The sequence below is a fragment of the Primorskyibacter flagellatus genome (assembly GCF_014638275.1).
Classification (GTDB): Bacteria; Pseudomonadota; Alphaproteobacteria; order Rhodobacterales; family Rhodobacteraceae; genus Pseudooceanicola; species Pseudooceanicola flagellatus_A.
Genome location: NZ_BMFJ01000001.1, coordinates 1,662,699 through 1,677,489, shown reverse-complemented (window position 1 = coordinate 1,677,489; position 14,791 = coordinate 1,662,699). Strand labels below are relative to the sequence as shown.

Below are 14,791 nucleotides of genomic sequence, written 5' to 3'. Positions count from 1 at the left end.
TTGGATCGTGCAATGCGAAGGCCGGGCTTCAGCCCGGCACATCGACATGGCCCCCCATATCCGTGGGTCGAGCCCGGGGATGACGGGTCCTCTCCACGCTGCGTCATCCCCAGATCTGATCCGGGGCTCACCCCCGGCACCCGTGCGCCGATCGCCCGCCCTACCTGCTGGACACCCTGCGACCGACCCCGGATAATCGCTCCATGAGTCTCCCGCCCGGTTTCCTCGACGAATTGCGCACCCGCGTCAGCCTTTCGCAGGTTGTCGGGAAAAAGGTCATGTGGGACATGCGCAAGTCCAACCAGGGCAAGGGCGACTGGTGGGCTCCGTGCCCCTTCCACCAGGAGAAATCCGCCTCCTTCCACGTCGACGACCGCAAGGGGTTCTTCTACTGCTTCGGCTGCCACGCCAAGGGCAGCCATTTCGACTTTCTCATGCAATCCGAAAACCTCGGCTTCATGGAGGCGGTGGAAGCGCTGGCGCAGGAGGCCGGGATGCCAATGCCCGCCCGCGACCCGCGCGCCGCGCAGCAGGCGGAAAAGCGCAAGGGGCTGGCCGAGGTCATGGAGATGGCCCTGCGCCACTACCGCATGATGCTGAACGCCGGTGCCGCCGCCGATGCGCGCGCCTATCTCGACAAGCGCGGCATGACGGCAGAGATGCGAGACCGGTTCGAGATCGGCTTTGCCCCGGCGGGCTGGCAAGGGCTCTGGGACCATCTGCGCGGCAAGGACGTGCCGGAGGAGATGATCCTCAAGGCAGGGCTCGCCAAGCCCTCGGACAAGGGCAAGAAGCCCTACGACGTGTTCCGCAACCGCATCATGTTTCCGATCCGCGACGCCCGCGGCCGCTGCATTGCCTTCGGCGGGCGGGCGATGGATCCGAACGACAACGCGAAATACCTCAACTCTCCGGAAACGGAGCTCTTCGACAAGGGGCGCAGTCTCTACAACCACGGCCCCGCGCGCGAAGCCGTGGGCAAGGGCCAGCCGTTGATCGTGGCCGAGGGCTACATGGACGTGATCGCGCTGGCCTCTGCCGGGTTCGGCGGCGCGGTGGCCCCGCTTGGCACGGCAGTGACCGAACACCAGCTTGCCATGCTCTGGCAGATCACGTCCGAACCGGTCATCGCGCTCGACGGCGACAAGGCGGGCCTGCGCGCCGCAATGCGTACCATGCACGTCGCCCTGCCGCTGATGGAGGCGGGCAAATCCCTGCGCTTTGCCCTGCTGCCCGAGGGCAAGGACCCCGACGACCTGATCCGCGCCAGCGGGCCCGCCGCCATGCAGGAGGTGCTGGACCGCGCCTTCCCGCTGGTTGATCTGCTCTGGCGCGAGGCGACGGAGGGCAGGAGCTTCGACAGCCCCGAACGCCGCGCCGCGCTTGACCGCGACCTGCGCGAGGCGATCCGGAAGATCCCCGACCTCTCGCTCCGCCGCCACTACGGCGACGCAATCAAGGAGATGCGCTATCAGCTGTTCCGCCCGCAGCGCACCGAGTTCGGCCGGTCCAACGGCAAGTGGTCGATCAAGCAGAAACTGCAGGCCGCCCGCCCGACAACCCGCGCCTCCTACCTCTCCGCCGCCGGACCGGATGCGGACCTGATCCTGCGCGAGGCGGTGATCCTTGCCACTGCGATCTCCACTCCCTCGGCCGTGCCCGCCTTCGAAGGCCAGCTTGAACTGATGGAGTGTCACGACCCGCTCAACTCCGCCATCCGCGACATCGTGCTGCGCCGGTATCACGACGGCACCGAGGCGATGAAAGAGACAATTGTCGATACTCTGGGTCCGGAGGCGCTTGACCGTCTGTTCTCCCATCCCCATGTGGCCATCTGTCCGACGGTCCGCCGTCCCGGAGAGGTCGACCTGGCCCGCATGACGCTGGCGGAGGAACTGGCCAAGCTGAAGGCCCGCCGCGGGCTGGAGGACGAGATCGCCGAGGCGGAGGAGGAGCTTTCCGGCACCGCGGACGAAGCCGTGACGCACCGCCTGACCGCGGCAACTGACGCGGTCGAACGCGCGGCCCGGCCGCCAAGCAAGGACAAGGGCGATTTCGACCTCGGCGACAACGGGGCGCGAATCAGCCGGGAGGAGAAGGGCGCATTCGAGGCAATCCTGGGATCGATTCGCTTCGACAAGCGCCAGAAGTGAACGATTTGGGTAACGGATCCCTAAAGAATTAACGCTAACCGGGTGTGCAAGGGCGCGAATCGCGCTATTGATTCGTTCCAAGCGAATCACGCCCGACCCGTGACTGGCAGAAGCTGGCGCGAGAGACAGGAGCAGAGCATGGCCCCCAAGGACACTGACGACGAGCAGCAGCACGAGGAAGAGCAGGAACAGGAAGTTTCCCTCGACCTCAGCCAGGCGCAGATCAAGAAGATGATCGCCGAGGCGCGCGAGCGCGGGTTCATCACCTACGACCAGCTCAACCAGGTGCTCCCGCCCGATCAGGCGTCCTCCGAACAGATCGAGGACGTGATGTCCATGCTGTCGGAAATGGGCATCAACATCATCGAGGATGACGAGGTCGAGGAGGAGGAGGCGAAATCCACCGCCGTCGTCGAAACCTCGTCCAACCGCGATGTCGCCCTGTCCTCCGGTACCGGCGAGAAGCTGGACCGTACCGACGACCCGGTGCGCATGTACCTGCGCGAAATGGGGTCCGTCGAACTCCTGTCGCGGGAGGGCGAAATCGCCATCGCCAAGCGGATCGAGGCCGGGCGCAACACAATGATCCTCGGGCTCTGCGAAAGCCCGCTGACCTTCCAGGCGATCACGATCTGGCGCGACGAACTTCTGTCCGAAGACATTCTGCTGCGCGACGTGATCGACCTTGAGACCACCTTCGGCGACTCGATGGAAGGGGACGAGGACACGCCCGTTGTCGACTCCGGCGCCGCGCCCGCCGCGAAGTCCGGCGAAAGCGATCCCGAATACGATGCCGACGGCAACCCGATCCAGAGCGATGACGACGAGGACGAGGACGATCAGGCCTCCATGTCCCTCGCCGCGATGGAAACCGCGCTGAAGCCCCGCGTGCTGGAAACGCTGGACCGCATCGCGCACGACTATTCCGTTCTGTCGGAAATTCAGGACAGCCGAATCTCCGCCACGCTGAACGAGGACAACAGCTTCAACGACGCCGACGAGGCGAAGTACCAGAAGCTGCGCTCGGAAATCGTTGAACTGGTGAACGGCCTGCACCTGCACAACAACCGGATCGAAGCGCTGATCGACCAGCTCTACGGCATCAACCGCCGGATCATGCAGATCGACTCCGCGATGGTGAAGCTGGCCGACCAGGCCCGCATCAACCGCAAGGAATTCATCGACGAATACCGCGGTCACGAACTGGATCCGAACTGGCTGGACCGCATGGGCGAAAAGCCGGGCCGGGGCTGGCAGATGTTCATCGAACGCTCTGCCGAGAAGGTCGAGGAACTGCGCACCGACATGGCGCAGGTCGGTCAGTACGTCGGGCTCGACATCTCCGAATTCCGCCGCATCGTGAACCAGGTTCAGAAGGGTGAAAAGGAAGCGCGGCAGGCCAAGAAGGAAATGGTCGAAGCCAACCTCCGCCTCGTCATCTCCATCGCCAAGAAATACACCAACCGTGGTCTGCAATTCCTTGATCTCATTCAGGAAGGCAACATCGGCCTGATGAAGGCGGTGGACAAGTTCGAATACCGCCGCGGCTACAAGTTCTCGACCTACGCGACGTGGTGGATCCGTCAGGCGATCACCCGCTCCATCGCCGATCAGGCGCGCACGATCCGCATCCCGGTCCATATGATCGAGACGATCAACAAGCTGGTCCGCACCGGTCGCCAGATGCTGCACGAGATAGGCCGCGAACCCACGCCCGAGGAACTGGCCGAAAAGCTCCAGATGCCGCTGGAGAAGGTGCGCAAGGTCATGAAGATCGCGAAGGAGCCGATCTCCCTCGAAACCCCGATCGGGGACGAGGAAGACAGCCAGCTTGGCGATTTCATCGAGGACAAGAACGCCATCCTGCCGCTGGACTCCGCCATTCAGGAAAACCTGAAGGAGACGACGACGCGCGTCCTCGCTTCCCTCACCCCGCGGGAGGAGCGGGTTCTGCGCATGCGCTTCGGCATCGGCATGAATACCGACCACACGCTCGAAGAGGTCGGTCAGCAGTTCTCCGTCACCCGTGAACGCATCCGCCAGATCGAGGCAAAGGCACTGAGAAAGCTGAAACATCCGAGCCGGTCGCGCAAGCTGCGGTCGTTCCTGGATCAATAAACCCCGGAACCGGGGCGCGCGGGATCCGCGCGCCTCTGGCAGACGATCGGCATTGGTCCGACCCTCCGCACCGCACTCACGAGCGAAAATTCGCCCGGATGGCGTAAAGTTTAACCAGTTAGCGAAACCAGACGCGCGGGCCGTGCGTTCCTCCCTCAGGTCAAGGGAGGCTGCCATGAAAACCGCCGCAATCAAAACCGTCGCACTTTTCGCCGCCATTGGCGGGGCAGCATTCCCGGCGTTCGCCGAGCAGACCGTTGCGACGCCGGTCGCAGTCTCCGCTCCCGATGTGATCCTCACCGACGCCATCCGGATCGAAGTTGCCTCTGACGATCCCGCTCAGTGCGCACTCGCCGTCATCCGCGCCTTCAACCTCCCGGAAGGCAGCCTGAACTATGATCCCCGCTGCACCGTCGTCGGGAAAGACGCCCCGTTCACCTCCGCCCTGAACGACTGAGCCTTGCGCCTGCAATGCCTCCGGGCGAGGGTCGGCCCATGCAGACCACCTTCACCATCGCCACGAAAGGCCCCGGCCTATACGAATTCACCCCCGACGTCCTGCGATGGACGACGGGGCAGGGCGACGGACTGTTGACACTCTTCATCCGTCATACCTCTGCCAGTCTGCTTGTGATGGAAAACGCCGACCCTGAGGTGCAGACGGACCTGACCAACGACCTGCACCGGCTTGTCCCGCCCACCACCGACCCCGCCATGGCACATCTGACCCACACCTACGAAGGCCCCGACGACATGCCCGCCCACATCAAGGCGGCGCTGCTGCCGGTCAGCCTGTCGATTCCGGTGGCAGACGGGCGCCCGTGTCTGGGTACATGGCAGGGAATTTTCGTGGTCGAACACCGGACCGCCCCGCACAGACGCGAAATTGCAGCACATTTCGCTGGCTGAATTCGGGCCTACCCAATCTCTTGCGGCTGTCCTATAGTGGCTGTGGACAATGGGGGACCAACCCCATGAAGACGGCGGACTCAAGGGGATTCTAGCACGATGCGTTGCCCGTTTTGCGGAAATATCGACACTCAGGTGAAAGACTCCCGGCCTGCCGAGGACCACGTCTCGATTCGCCGCCGCCGCTTCTGCCCGGCCTGCGGGGGCCGCTTCACGACCTACGAACGCGTGCAGCTGCGCGATCTCGTCGTCATCAAGTCCTCCGGCCGTCGCGAGGATTTCGACCGCGACAAACTGGAACGCTCCATCCGGATCTCCATGCAGAAACGCCCGGTCGAACCCGAACGGATCGACCAGATGATCTCCGGCATCGTGCGTCGGCTCGAAAGCATGGGGGAGACTGACATTTCCTCCAAGGCCATCGGTGAGATCGTGATGGAGGCGCTGGCCCGGATCGATACCGTCGCCTACGTGCGCTTCGCCAGCGTTTACAAGAACTTCCAGGCCGCCGATGACTTCGACAAGTTCGTCAGCGAACTGCGTCCGGAAAATCAGACCGAAGAGTGATCCGGTGAGCGCGGCCCCATGACCGCCTCCGACGACCGCCGCTATCTTGCGCTTGCGCTGTCCCTCGGGCGGCGCGGGCAGGGGGCCACCTGGCCCAACCCCTCCGTTGGCTGCGTGATCGTCAAAGATGGCCGCGTCCTCGGGCGCGGCTGGACGGCACCGGGCGGTCGCCCCCACGCAGAACCGCAGGCATTGGCACACGCCGGGGAAGCCGCGCGCGGCGCGACCGCTTACGTCTCCCTCGAACCCTGCTCGCATCACGGCAAGACGCCGCCCTGCACCGACGCGCTGATCGCCGCGGGGATCGCCCGCGTCGTCGCGCCGATGGCCGATACCGATCCGCGCGTCTCGGGTCAGGGCTTTGACCGACTGCGCGCCGCCGGGATCGCGGTCACAACCGGGCTGATGGTGGACGAGGCAGAGCGCGACCACGCCGGGTTCTTCATGAAGACCGAACTTGGCCGCCCCTTCGTGACGCTGAAACTGGCGTCATCCTTCGACGGCCGCATTGCCACCGCGACCGGGGAAAGCCAGTGGATCACCGGACCGGAGGCACGTCGTCTGGTGCACGCCATGCGCCTGCGCCACGACGCAGTGATGGTCGGGGCGGGAACGGCGCGGGCGGACGATCCTTCGCTGACCGTGCGGGATCTCGGCGTCGCGCGGCAGCCGGTGCGCGTGGTCGTTTCCCGCCGGCTGGACCTGCCGCTGATGAGCACGCTGGCGCGCACGGCAAAGCAGGTGCCGGTCTGGCTCTGCCATGGCCCCGACACCGATCCGACGCTACGCCGGACGTGGGAGGGGCTGGGCGCGCGGCTGTTTGCCTGCGACGTGAAGGGTGGTCAGCTCGATCCCGCCTCGGTGCTTCAGGCGCTTGGCGGGGCCGGTCTGACGCGGGTCTTCTGCGAAGGTGGCGGCGCGCTTGCCGCGGCATTGCTCGGCGCCGATCTGGTGGACGAACTGGTCGGCATGACGGCCGGAGTCACCATCGGTGCCGATGGTCTTCCCGCGATCGGAGCGCTTGGTCTGGGGCGTCTGGCCGCGGCGCCGAGGTTCCGCCTGCGCGAGGCCCGGCCACTGGGCGGCGACGTGCTGCATATGTGGGAGAGGGCGGGGGACTGACCCCCCCTTGGTATTCGCCTTCAAGGGGGAGGGGGGCCGCCCGATCAGTTTGTCCCCATGCCGGCAATCCAACCGAAGATTACGGATGGCGGGACGCCGGATCGAGCTACCGCCAGACCCAGCTCATCCCCGCCGCCAGCCCCTGTGCCTTCGCCAGCAGTCGAAGCCCCGGCCCCCCGCGCGAAACCTCCGCCGCGGCGAGCCGCCTTACCGCCGTCTCGACCGAACAGGCCTGCCGCGTAACAGGATCGAAATACCGTGGGTAGTCGATCAGCGCCGCATGGGCGAGCCCCGGCATCGTCGGGCGCGCCTGCCGCCGGACCGGGACCCGGCCAAGGTCCGTCGTCAGGCCCCATCCCGCATAGAAGGGCGTGCCCGTGACGGTCACCTTGAGCCCGCGCAACAAGGCTTCGAACCCCATGAGGGAGGTCATCGTCCAGACCTCCTCCACCTGATCCAGCAGCGCCGCCGTATCCGCGCCCGGCAGCACCATGTCCGCCCAGTCCTCCGCCCGCGCGACCGCGCCGTCGCGCAGCCCTGCCTCCACATCCGGATGCGGCTTGTAGAGGATCACCGCGCCGGGATTGGCCTCCCGCACCACCCGAAGCAGGACGAGGTTGGTTGCCACATCCCCCGCGCCGAGCCGGATGGAGGCATCGTCCTCCACCTGTCCGGGCACGAGGATCCGCCGCCCTTCGGGCAGGGCGGGCAAAGCGCCGCCCAGAGTATATTTGGTCAGGCCAAGCCGGATCAGGTCGGCCACCAGAGCCTCAGCCCGCAACTGCTGGTCGGGGCGCAGGGTGGCGCGGGCGGCGATCATCCGCTCCAGCCGGCTCTCCCGCGTCGGATCGTAATAGATGCCGAGGTCGTCACAGGCCAGCGACAGCGGCGGCACCAGCGCCGCCCCAAGGCCGCGCGAGCGCAGGAATCCGTCCTCAACCCGCATCACGTCGGCCTCAGGGGCGGCCTTGCCTGCCCAGACCATCACCCGCCGCCCGTCCTGCGGTGGATCGTCGGAAAACACCACCCGCCGTTCCGCGCCAAAGAATTGCTGCATCACGCCACGCTTCCACAGGCGCATCCCCCCGGCCTGCCAGCCGGATTGGTCCTCTCGCCATGCCCTGACACGGGCCTCCAGCCAGTCCAATGCCTCCTCGAAGGAACACAGCCGATCCTCGCAGGGGTGATACCAGTGGGGATAAAGCAGCATCGCGCAGGCGAACATCTGTACCCGCGTCAGGCTTCGCCCGCGCCGCGCCATCGGAAACCGGATCGGGTGGCGGTCGTCGGTCAGGCCCCAGCCGGCATAGAAGGGCTGGCCGAAGACCACCGGACGGTGTCCCGCAAGGATCGCCTCGAAGCCCATCTGGGAGGTCACGCAATAGACAGCGGCCGCCCCCTCCAGCAGGGTCCAGGGATCGACGGGGCCGGAAACGAGCGTGACCTTGTCCGTCTCGTCCTCTGCGCCGAAATAGCCCGGACGATGCCCGGCTCCGCTTTCGGGATGGGTCTTGATGACGATGCGGGCGGCGGGGTGATCTTCCTGCGCCCAGTAGAGCATTTCCCGGAACGAATTCGCATCCGCGCCCCCGTGGGTGACAGAGGCATCGCCCCGCGTCTGGTCGATCACCAGCACGTAGCCGGGGGCAGGGGCCTCTGCGTTCGTGTCGTGACAGTTGTACTTGGACAGCCGCCCTTCCTTCAGCCGCGCGATACCGCCGCGGGCGCGATCCAGCAGGGCGGTGTCGTCCAGCGGATGCTCTTTCAGCAGCACTTCGAGGTCCGAGGGCGTCGCAGCGTCGAAATAGATCCCCCGCGTGTCGGCCACCAGGCCAAGCGGCGGCTCCCCCTCACGCCCCGGATGGATTGACCGCAGGAAAGCGTCCTCGACCCGGACCAGCGGCGCGCCGGTCGCCTCCGCCACCGCCTCGCCCCGACCGGCATAGGGGGATCGGCCCCAGACCGCCACGCCGTCCCCGTCACGCACCCGGCCAAGCCGCAGATCGTACCCGGCCAGCGACAGGATGCGCCGCACGCGGCCCTGTTTCAGGAACCCCGCGTTGAAATAGCGAAGCCGCCGGAGGTGGTCTCCGGCGGCGTCGTCAGGATCGGACCCGAAGGCCACGGCGTCAGCCCCCTGCGGCGGTGGACACCGTGTTGACCGAGGACAGCGTGCCGGTCAGTGCCGAAATCGCCTTGTCCCACTGGGTGAACGGCGCTTCGGTGACGTAGAGTGTGTCGCCGTCGCGGATCGCGAAGTCGCGGGCATGGAACATCCCGTTCGGCTGCGTCAGGTCCAGCACGTAGACCATGCGCTGCGCGCCGATCAGATCGCCCCGGCCCAGCACCTGATTGGCGATCTCCGCCGGTTCATTCCGCAGCACGAAGACGCCCGTGGGATCGGCGGCGTTGGACAGCAGGCCGCCGACCTGCGCGATCGCCTCAAGCCCCGACAATGTTTGCGTTTCGAACGGCACCAGCGACTGCGAACCCGTCGCGCCAAGCGCGGTGAACTTGCGCGTGTCCTCTTCGACCAGCACCTTGTCCCCGCCACGCAGCGCGATGTCGAGCTGCGGGTTCTTGAAAAGGTCCTGGAACCAGATCGTGCCGGTCTGCCCGCCCCGGATGACCGAGACGCGGGCGATTTCCGGATTGATCGTGACCCCGCCGGCCCGTGCGATCATCGCGGCCAGCGTCCGGGTCGGGCGTTCGATGGCAAAGACCCCCTGCGCCCCAATGGCCCCGACCAGCGACACAGTCGAACCGTCACCTGCGAGGCGGCGCACCTGCACCTGCGGGTCCGGCGTCTGCTCTTCCAGCTTGGCGGTGATGATGCGGCGGATCGCCTCCGGGTTGTTGCCAGCGGCGCGGATGCGGCCCGCGTAGGGCACGAAGATAAAGCCCGCGCCGTCCACCTGCACTTCTTCCAGCAGGGTGGCGTTGGCCCCTTCGGCGGCCAGCAGCCCGTCGTCGACGTTTTCCCAGATCGTCAGGCCAAGCGTGTCGCCGGGCCGGATCGTGTCCGACCCGAGTTCGGAGGCATTGATGAAGCCCGAGGAAAATCCGAGCGCGGGGGCAACCGCCGTCGCCCGCGTCACCCGGTCGTTGACCGATACGACGAAAGCATCGCCCTGCTGCTGGACGGAGCCTGCGAATATCTCGCGCTTGTTCGGGCCGACACGGGGCAACACATTACAGGCGGAAACCATCGAAACGGCCGCCAGAATCGCAACGGGCCTTGCCCATCTGGACATGGGGGAATTCACTGCTCGGTCTCCTCGACCTGTTTTTCTGCCTCGGTCTTTTTCGTTAAACTAGCGGAATCCTGTGGATAACGCTAGTCCTGCTTTGCGCGCGTGCCTAGTGAACCACCCGCAACTGTTGCCGTGGTGTCGCGGTGCCGGACTTCAGCGCGTCATAGGGGTCTTCGGGGGCGAGCATCATGTCGACCACCGTCCGCAGCAGCTGCCGCCGCCCCCGCGAGGAATAGAAGCCGCCCGCAATCTGCGAGGTCTCCAGCAGGAAACGCCGGTAATCCTGATAGGCCTTGCGGTCGGGCCGCGCCGGGGCGGCGAAGAATTCGGGCAGGGCCTGGGTCGAAACGAACTCCGGCTTGGCATAGACCGCCGACCCGAAGGTCTTGAGCGGAATGCCCCGGAACAGCGCCTGCTGCGCGGCGGTGGAGTTGACGGTGACGGCGGTGCGGGTGTCGGCGAGAAGCTGCGCCAGCTTGCCGCCGCGCACGAAATGCACCCGCTTCGCCACCCCGGCTTCCCGCGCAAGGCGCCGGATTTCGCGGCGGACGGGTACACGGCCGTCCTCCAGCGGGTGCGCCTTGAAGACAAGGTGATGGTGACGCGGCGCGCCTTCGGCAAAGCCGCGGATCACCACGTCAAGGAATTCGGTCATCGTCGTAAACGGGCTGTGCGCCTGGAACGACGCGTCATGTTCCAGTTGCAGCAGCGCCAGATGATAGGGGAACCCGCCATGCCGGATCCGCATCGTCGCCAGCCAGCGTTCGACCCCGTGCGCGGGCATCAGCAGCAGACGTTTGAGATACAGCTGGAATTCCTTCGCGACCGTCAGCGCCCGGTGCGGCGCGAAATTTCGGTAATCCCCGTTCCGGAACATCACGAACCAGTGGTAGAGCGCGCCGTAGAACACATGCTGCCGCGTGTCGCCCCATTTCGCCGGGGGCAGGGCGGTATCAAGGTCCGACTGTTCCAGCGTCTTGCGCATCTCGGCCACCGACATCTTCATCAGCCGCGAATGCCCGTTCGCGCCGCCACGTTCATAGGTGACCCAGTAGGGGCGGATGTAGCCTTCCTCAAACACATGCACGGTCAGGCCCATGGCCTTCGCGCGCGCCACCGCCTCGGCATGGATCGCCCGCACGTCGCCATAGAGTACGATGTCGGTGACCTTCTTCTCCGACACCAGCCGGGCAAAGCGGTCGGGCCATTCCGCGGGCGTGCCGCGATAGGGCAGGTAGCTTTTCGGGTGAAACCAGAAGGCGCGGTCCCCGGCGTTGAAGCCGACGCGCCAGACCTCGGCCCCCGCAAGGCGCAACATCTTGCCGAGCCGGTGAAAGAACGGCCCGTGCGGTCCCTGCAGGAACAGGAAGACGCGGTTTGCTGCGATATCTGCGGGCATCTCTTTCGGTGCCTCTGGTCTCTGCCTCTGTCTCTCCGGGGTGGCTGGTATACCGTTAACCCGGCGAAATTAAGGCGTCATCTCCGCCGGATGGGTGCGGGGACCCACCTCTGGGGATTGCATCCCCTCCCGCACCCCGTTAGCCCTGTGTGTCAAGGAGCTGCACCTATGTTCACCGGCATCATCACAGACATCGGCACCGTCCGCGCCGTCGAGAAACGCGGAGACCTCCGCGCCCGCATCGCCACCGCCTACGACACCGACGGCATCGACATGGGTGCCTCGATCGCCTGCGACGGCTGCTGCCTGACGGTCGTCGAAACCGGCCCCGACTGGTTCGACGTGGAAATCAGCGCCGAGACGGTGAGCAAGACAAACATCTCCCACAACACCTGGGCGGAGGGGCGGCGGATCAACCTCGAACGCGCCCTCAAGGTCGGGGACGAACTGGGCGGGCATATCGTGTCGGGCCACGTCGACGGCGTGGCGGAACTCATCGCGCTGGAAGAAGAGGGCGACAGCACCCGCGCCACCTTCCGCGCGCCCGAGGCGCTGGCGAAGTTCATCGCGCCCAAGGGGTCTGTCGCGCTCAACGGGACCTCGCTGACCGTGAACGAGGTCGACGGCGCGACCTTCGGCATCAACATGATCCCGCATACCAAGGCCGTCACCACCTGGGGGCAGGCAAAGGTCGGAGACCGCATCAACCTGGAAATCGACACGCTTGCACGATACGTCGCGCGTCTGCAGGAGTGGCAGGCATGACCGAGGGGATCGGGCACAACAATGGCCCCGCCATGGACGCCGGCCGCACCTTTCGGGTGCATCAGTGGCGCCGCGCAAAGGCGAACATGGCCGCCGCCCGGCTCAATCCCGCGACCGTGCGCCGCCATATCGCGCGGGCGAAGGAACTTGGCCTCAGCTACCGGGACTACGCCGCGATCCATGCCTCGGCCGGGCGGGACGTCTGCGGATTCCTCTTTTCCTCCAACGCGCTGGATCTTGCCTTCGGGCGTCACCGTATGCCTGAGGACAAGGCAGGGCAGGTGGCCGCGATCCGCCACGCCGGGCGCATCGCATTGGTCCACGCCCCGCTGCCTGTCGAGACTGTTGAGCAGACCAATCCCGAACTCGACACCGCGCATCGCGCCCCGCATGTCCTGTCGTCATACCCGAAGATCCGCGAGGCGCTGACCGAGGTGCAGGGCCGTCTCCCCGCCAGCGGGCTGGTTGTCGTCGGCATGGGGCTTGAGGCCGACTGGGTCGCCGCCGGACGCCTCGGGGCGTTTGTCCCCGCCGAGACCTATTTCGCGCGTTAGGGCGTCCGCTTCCCTCTGGCTCTCCCCCTCCCTAACCCTCCCCCCTTTCGGGGAGAGGGAACCTGTCGCGCGGGTCGGACAACGACCGCCCTCCCCAGATGCGTTCCCCTCCCCCGAACCGGGGGAGGGAGAGGGAGGGGGACCTGGAGAGGGAAGCGGTCACCGCCAACACCCCGCACCTCCGCACACCCGCCCTGCGCATCTGACGCCGCACCGCACTGGCCTTTCCGCTTCGCTTTGCTTATCTGGCGGGGGGAGACAGGAGTGCGCCATGGATACCACCACCTACGAAAAGCCCGGACCGGTCGAATCCGAATGGTCCGACGCCATCAGCTCCATCGAGGAAATCATCGAGGACGCGCGCAACGGCCGCATGTTCATCCTCGTCGATCATGAGGACCGCGAGAACGAGGGCGATCTGGTCATCCCGGCCCAGATGGCCACGCCCGAGGCGATCAACTTCATGGCCACCCATGGGCGCGGGCTGATCTGCCTGTCGATGACCGGCACCCGGGTCGACCAGCTTGGCCTGCCGCTGATGGCCTCGCAGAACTCCTCCCGTCACGAAACCGCCTTCACCGTCTCGATCGAGGCGCGCGAGGGCGTGTCGACCGGCATCTCCGCCCATGACCGCGCCCGCACCGTCGCCGTTGCCATCGATGCCGGAAAGGGCCCGCAGGACATCGCCACGCCGGGCCACGTCTTCCCCCTGCGTGCCAAGGACGGCGGTGTGCTGGTCCGCGCGGGCCATACAGAGGCCGCGGTCGATGTCTCCCGCCTTGCCGGGCTTAACCCCTCCGGCGTGATCTGCGAGATCATGAACGAGGACGGCACCATGTCGCGCCTGCCGGAACTGATCGCCTTCGCCCAGAAGCACAACCTCAAGATCGGGACGATCTCCGACCTGATCTCCTACCGCCGCCGCCACGACAACCTTGTCCGCGTCCGGTCCGAGGAGACGGTGAAGACCGAATTCGGCGGCGACTGGACCATGCGGATCTACACCGACGAAACCCAGGGCGCGGAACATATCGTTCTCATCAAGGGCGACGTGGCGGGCGACGATCCGGTGCTGGTGCGGATGCACGCGATGGACCCGATGAAGGACGTCGTGGGATCGGGCGGTACCGCCCGCGCCGACCTGTTCCGCAACGCGATGAAGACGGTGGCGGAGGAGGGCAGGGGCGTCGTCGTTCTGCTGCGCGACACCCATATGAAGATCGCCACGGGGGCCGAGGTCTCTCCGCAGACGCTCAGGCAATACGGGCTTGGCGCACAGATCCTCTCCTCCCTCGGACTGCACAAGCTGGTGCTTCTGACCAACTCCCCGCGGCCGCATATCATCGGGCTCGACGCCTACGGGCTGGAGATCACGGCGACCCGCAAGATCGGAGGGACCAACTGATGGCAAAGGCCGAACAGCACTACACCATGCCGCGCGGCAGCTTTGACCGGCCGGCGAAGGCGCTGATCGTGGTCGCGCCCTATTACCGCGACATAGCCGACAACCTGATTGCCGGCGCAACGGCCGAGATCGAGGCCTGGGGCGCGACCCACGACCTGATCGAGGTGCCCGGCGCGCTGGAGGTCCCGACCGCGATCGCCATGGCCGCCCGCATGTCGAACTACGACGCCTTCGTCGCGCTTGGCTGCGTGATCCGGGGCGAGACGACGCATTACGACACGGTCTGCAACGACAGCTCGCGCGGGATCACCCTGCTGGGCCTTCAGGGGCTCTGCATCGGCAACGGCATCCTGACGGTCGAGAACCGCAAGCAGGCCGAGGTCCGTGCCGATACCAAGGATCAGAACAAGGGCGGCGGTGCCGCGGCGGCGGCCTTGCATCTGCTGACGCTTTCGCGCAAATGGGGCGCTCCGAAAGGCGCGGTCGGCTTCAAGCCCGCGGCCGAGGAAATCAAGCTGGCCTGAGCGCCGACCCTGCCCGATACG

The 14,791-nt window shown here is 66.2% G+C and carries 13 protein-coding genes; 10 read left to right on the top strand and 3 right to left on the bottom strand.

The annotated features are described in order from the left end of the window. The first annotated feature begins 203 nt into the window (after positions 1–203). The 6 genes from dnaG to ribD all read left to right on the top strand — a co-directional run bounded on the left by dnaG (position 204) and on the right by ribD (position 6,869). Entirely contained in the window at positions 204–2,153 is a 1,950-nt protein-coding gene (dnaG, locus tag IEV87_RS08230) for a DNA primase (RefSeq protein ID WP_188477166.1), read from the top strand. A gap of 138 nt (positions 2,154–2,291) precedes the next feature. Then, on the top strand, positions 2,292–4,271 hold the full coding sequence (rpoD, locus tag IEV87_RS08225; protein ID WP_188477165.1) for an RNA polymerase sigma factor RpoD: 1,980 nt from the start codon (positions 2,292–2,294) through the stop codon (positions 4,269–4,271). 175 nt (positions 4,272–4,446) lie between these two features. Then, positions 4,447–4,728, top strand: coding sequence for a hypothetical protein (locus IEV87_RS08220; RefSeq protein WP_188477164.1), 282 nt, complete (start codon positions 4,447–4,449; stop codon positions 4,726–4,728). 38 nt (positions 4,729–4,766) lie between these two features. After that, the gene (locus tag IEV87_RS08215) at positions 4,767–5,180 is read left to right on the top strand and encodes a secondary thiamine-phosphate synthase enzyme YjbQ (RefSeq protein ID WP_188477163.1); all 414 of its coding nucleotides are present in this window, start codon (positions 4,767–4,769) and stop codon (positions 5,178–5,180) included. A gap of 99 nt (positions 5,181–5,279) precedes the next feature. Next, entirely contained in the window at positions 5,280–5,747 is a 468-nt protein-coding gene (nrdR, locus tag IEV87_RS08210) for a transcriptional regulator NrdR (protein WP_188477162.1), read from the top strand. 18 nt (positions 5,748–5,765) lie between these two features. Further along, complete coding sequence (gene ribD, locus IEV87_RS08205; RefSeq protein WP_188477161.1) at positions 5,766–6,869, top strand: bifunctional diaminohydroxyphosphoribosylaminopyrimidine deaminase/5-amino-6-(5-phosphoribosylamino)uracil reductase RibD; 1,104 nt, start codon at positions 5,766–5,768, stop codon at positions 6,867–6,869. Between the two features lie 106 nt (positions 6,870–6,975). Here ribD and IEV87_RS08200 read toward each other — a convergent pair whose 3' ends face one another. The 3 genes from IEV87_RS08200 to IEV87_RS08190 all read right to left on the bottom strand — a co-directional run bounded on the left by IEV87_RS08200 (position 6,976) and on the right by IEV87_RS08190 (position 11,522). Then, positions 6,976–8,994 (bottom strand): capsular polysaccharide biosynthesis protein, encoded by a 2,019-nt coding sequence (locus tag IEV87_RS08200; protein ID WP_188477160.1) that lies wholly within the window; start codon positions 8,992–8,994, stop codon positions 6,976–6,978. A 4-nt stretch (positions 8,995–8,998) separates the two neighbouring features. Then, positions 8,999–10,123 (bottom strand): polysaccharide biosynthesis/export family protein, encoded by a 1,125-nt coding sequence (locus IEV87_RS08195; protein WP_188478376.1) that lies wholly within the window; start codon positions 10,121–10,123, stop codon positions 8,999–9,001. Positions 10,124–10,229: 106 nt separating this feature from the next. Next, on the bottom strand, positions 10,230–11,522 hold the full coding sequence (locus IEV87_RS08190) for a capsule biosynthesis protein (RefSeq protein WP_188477159.1): 1,293 nt from the start codon (positions 11,520–11,522) through the stop codon (positions 10,230–10,232). Between the two features lie 168 nt (positions 11,523–11,690). On the opposite strand from IEV87_RS08190, the gene IEV87_RS08185 reads away from it, so the two are divergent. From IEV87_RS08185 to IEV87_RS08170, 4 genes are all read left to right on the top strand, one after another. Then, the gene (locus IEV87_RS08185) at positions 11,691–12,287 is read left to right on the top strand and encodes a riboflavin synthase (RefSeq protein WP_188477158.1); all 597 of its coding nucleotides are present in this window, start codon (positions 11,691–11,693) and stop codon (positions 12,285–12,287) included. After that, positions 12,284–12,841: a hypothetical protein gene (locus IEV87_RS08180; RefSeq protein ID WP_188477157.1), complete on the top strand. Its 558-nt coding sequence runs from the start codon at positions 12,284–12,286 to the stop codon at positions 12,839–12,841. The genes IEV87_RS08185 and IEV87_RS08180 overlap by 4 nt, the downstream gene beginning before the upstream one ends. A gap of 271 nt (positions 12,842–13,112) precedes the next feature. Continuing rightward, complete coding sequence (gene ribB / locus IEV87_RS08175; RefSeq protein WP_188477156.1) at positions 13,113–14,246, top strand: 3,4-dihydroxy-2-butanone-4-phosphate synthase; 1,134 nt, start codon at positions 13,113–13,115, stop codon at positions 14,244–14,246. Further along, positions 14,246–14,770 carry a 6,7-dimethyl-8-ribityllumazine synthase gene (locus IEV87_RS08170; protein ID WP_188477155.1) on the top strand — a complete coding sequence of 175 codons (525 nt, stop codon included), beginning with the start codon at positions 14,246–14,248 and terminating at the stop codon, positions 14,768–14,770. Before ribB ends, IEV87_RS08170 begins: the two co-directional genes overlap by 1 nt. The last annotated feature ends 21 nt before the right edge of the window (positions 14,771–14,791 follow it).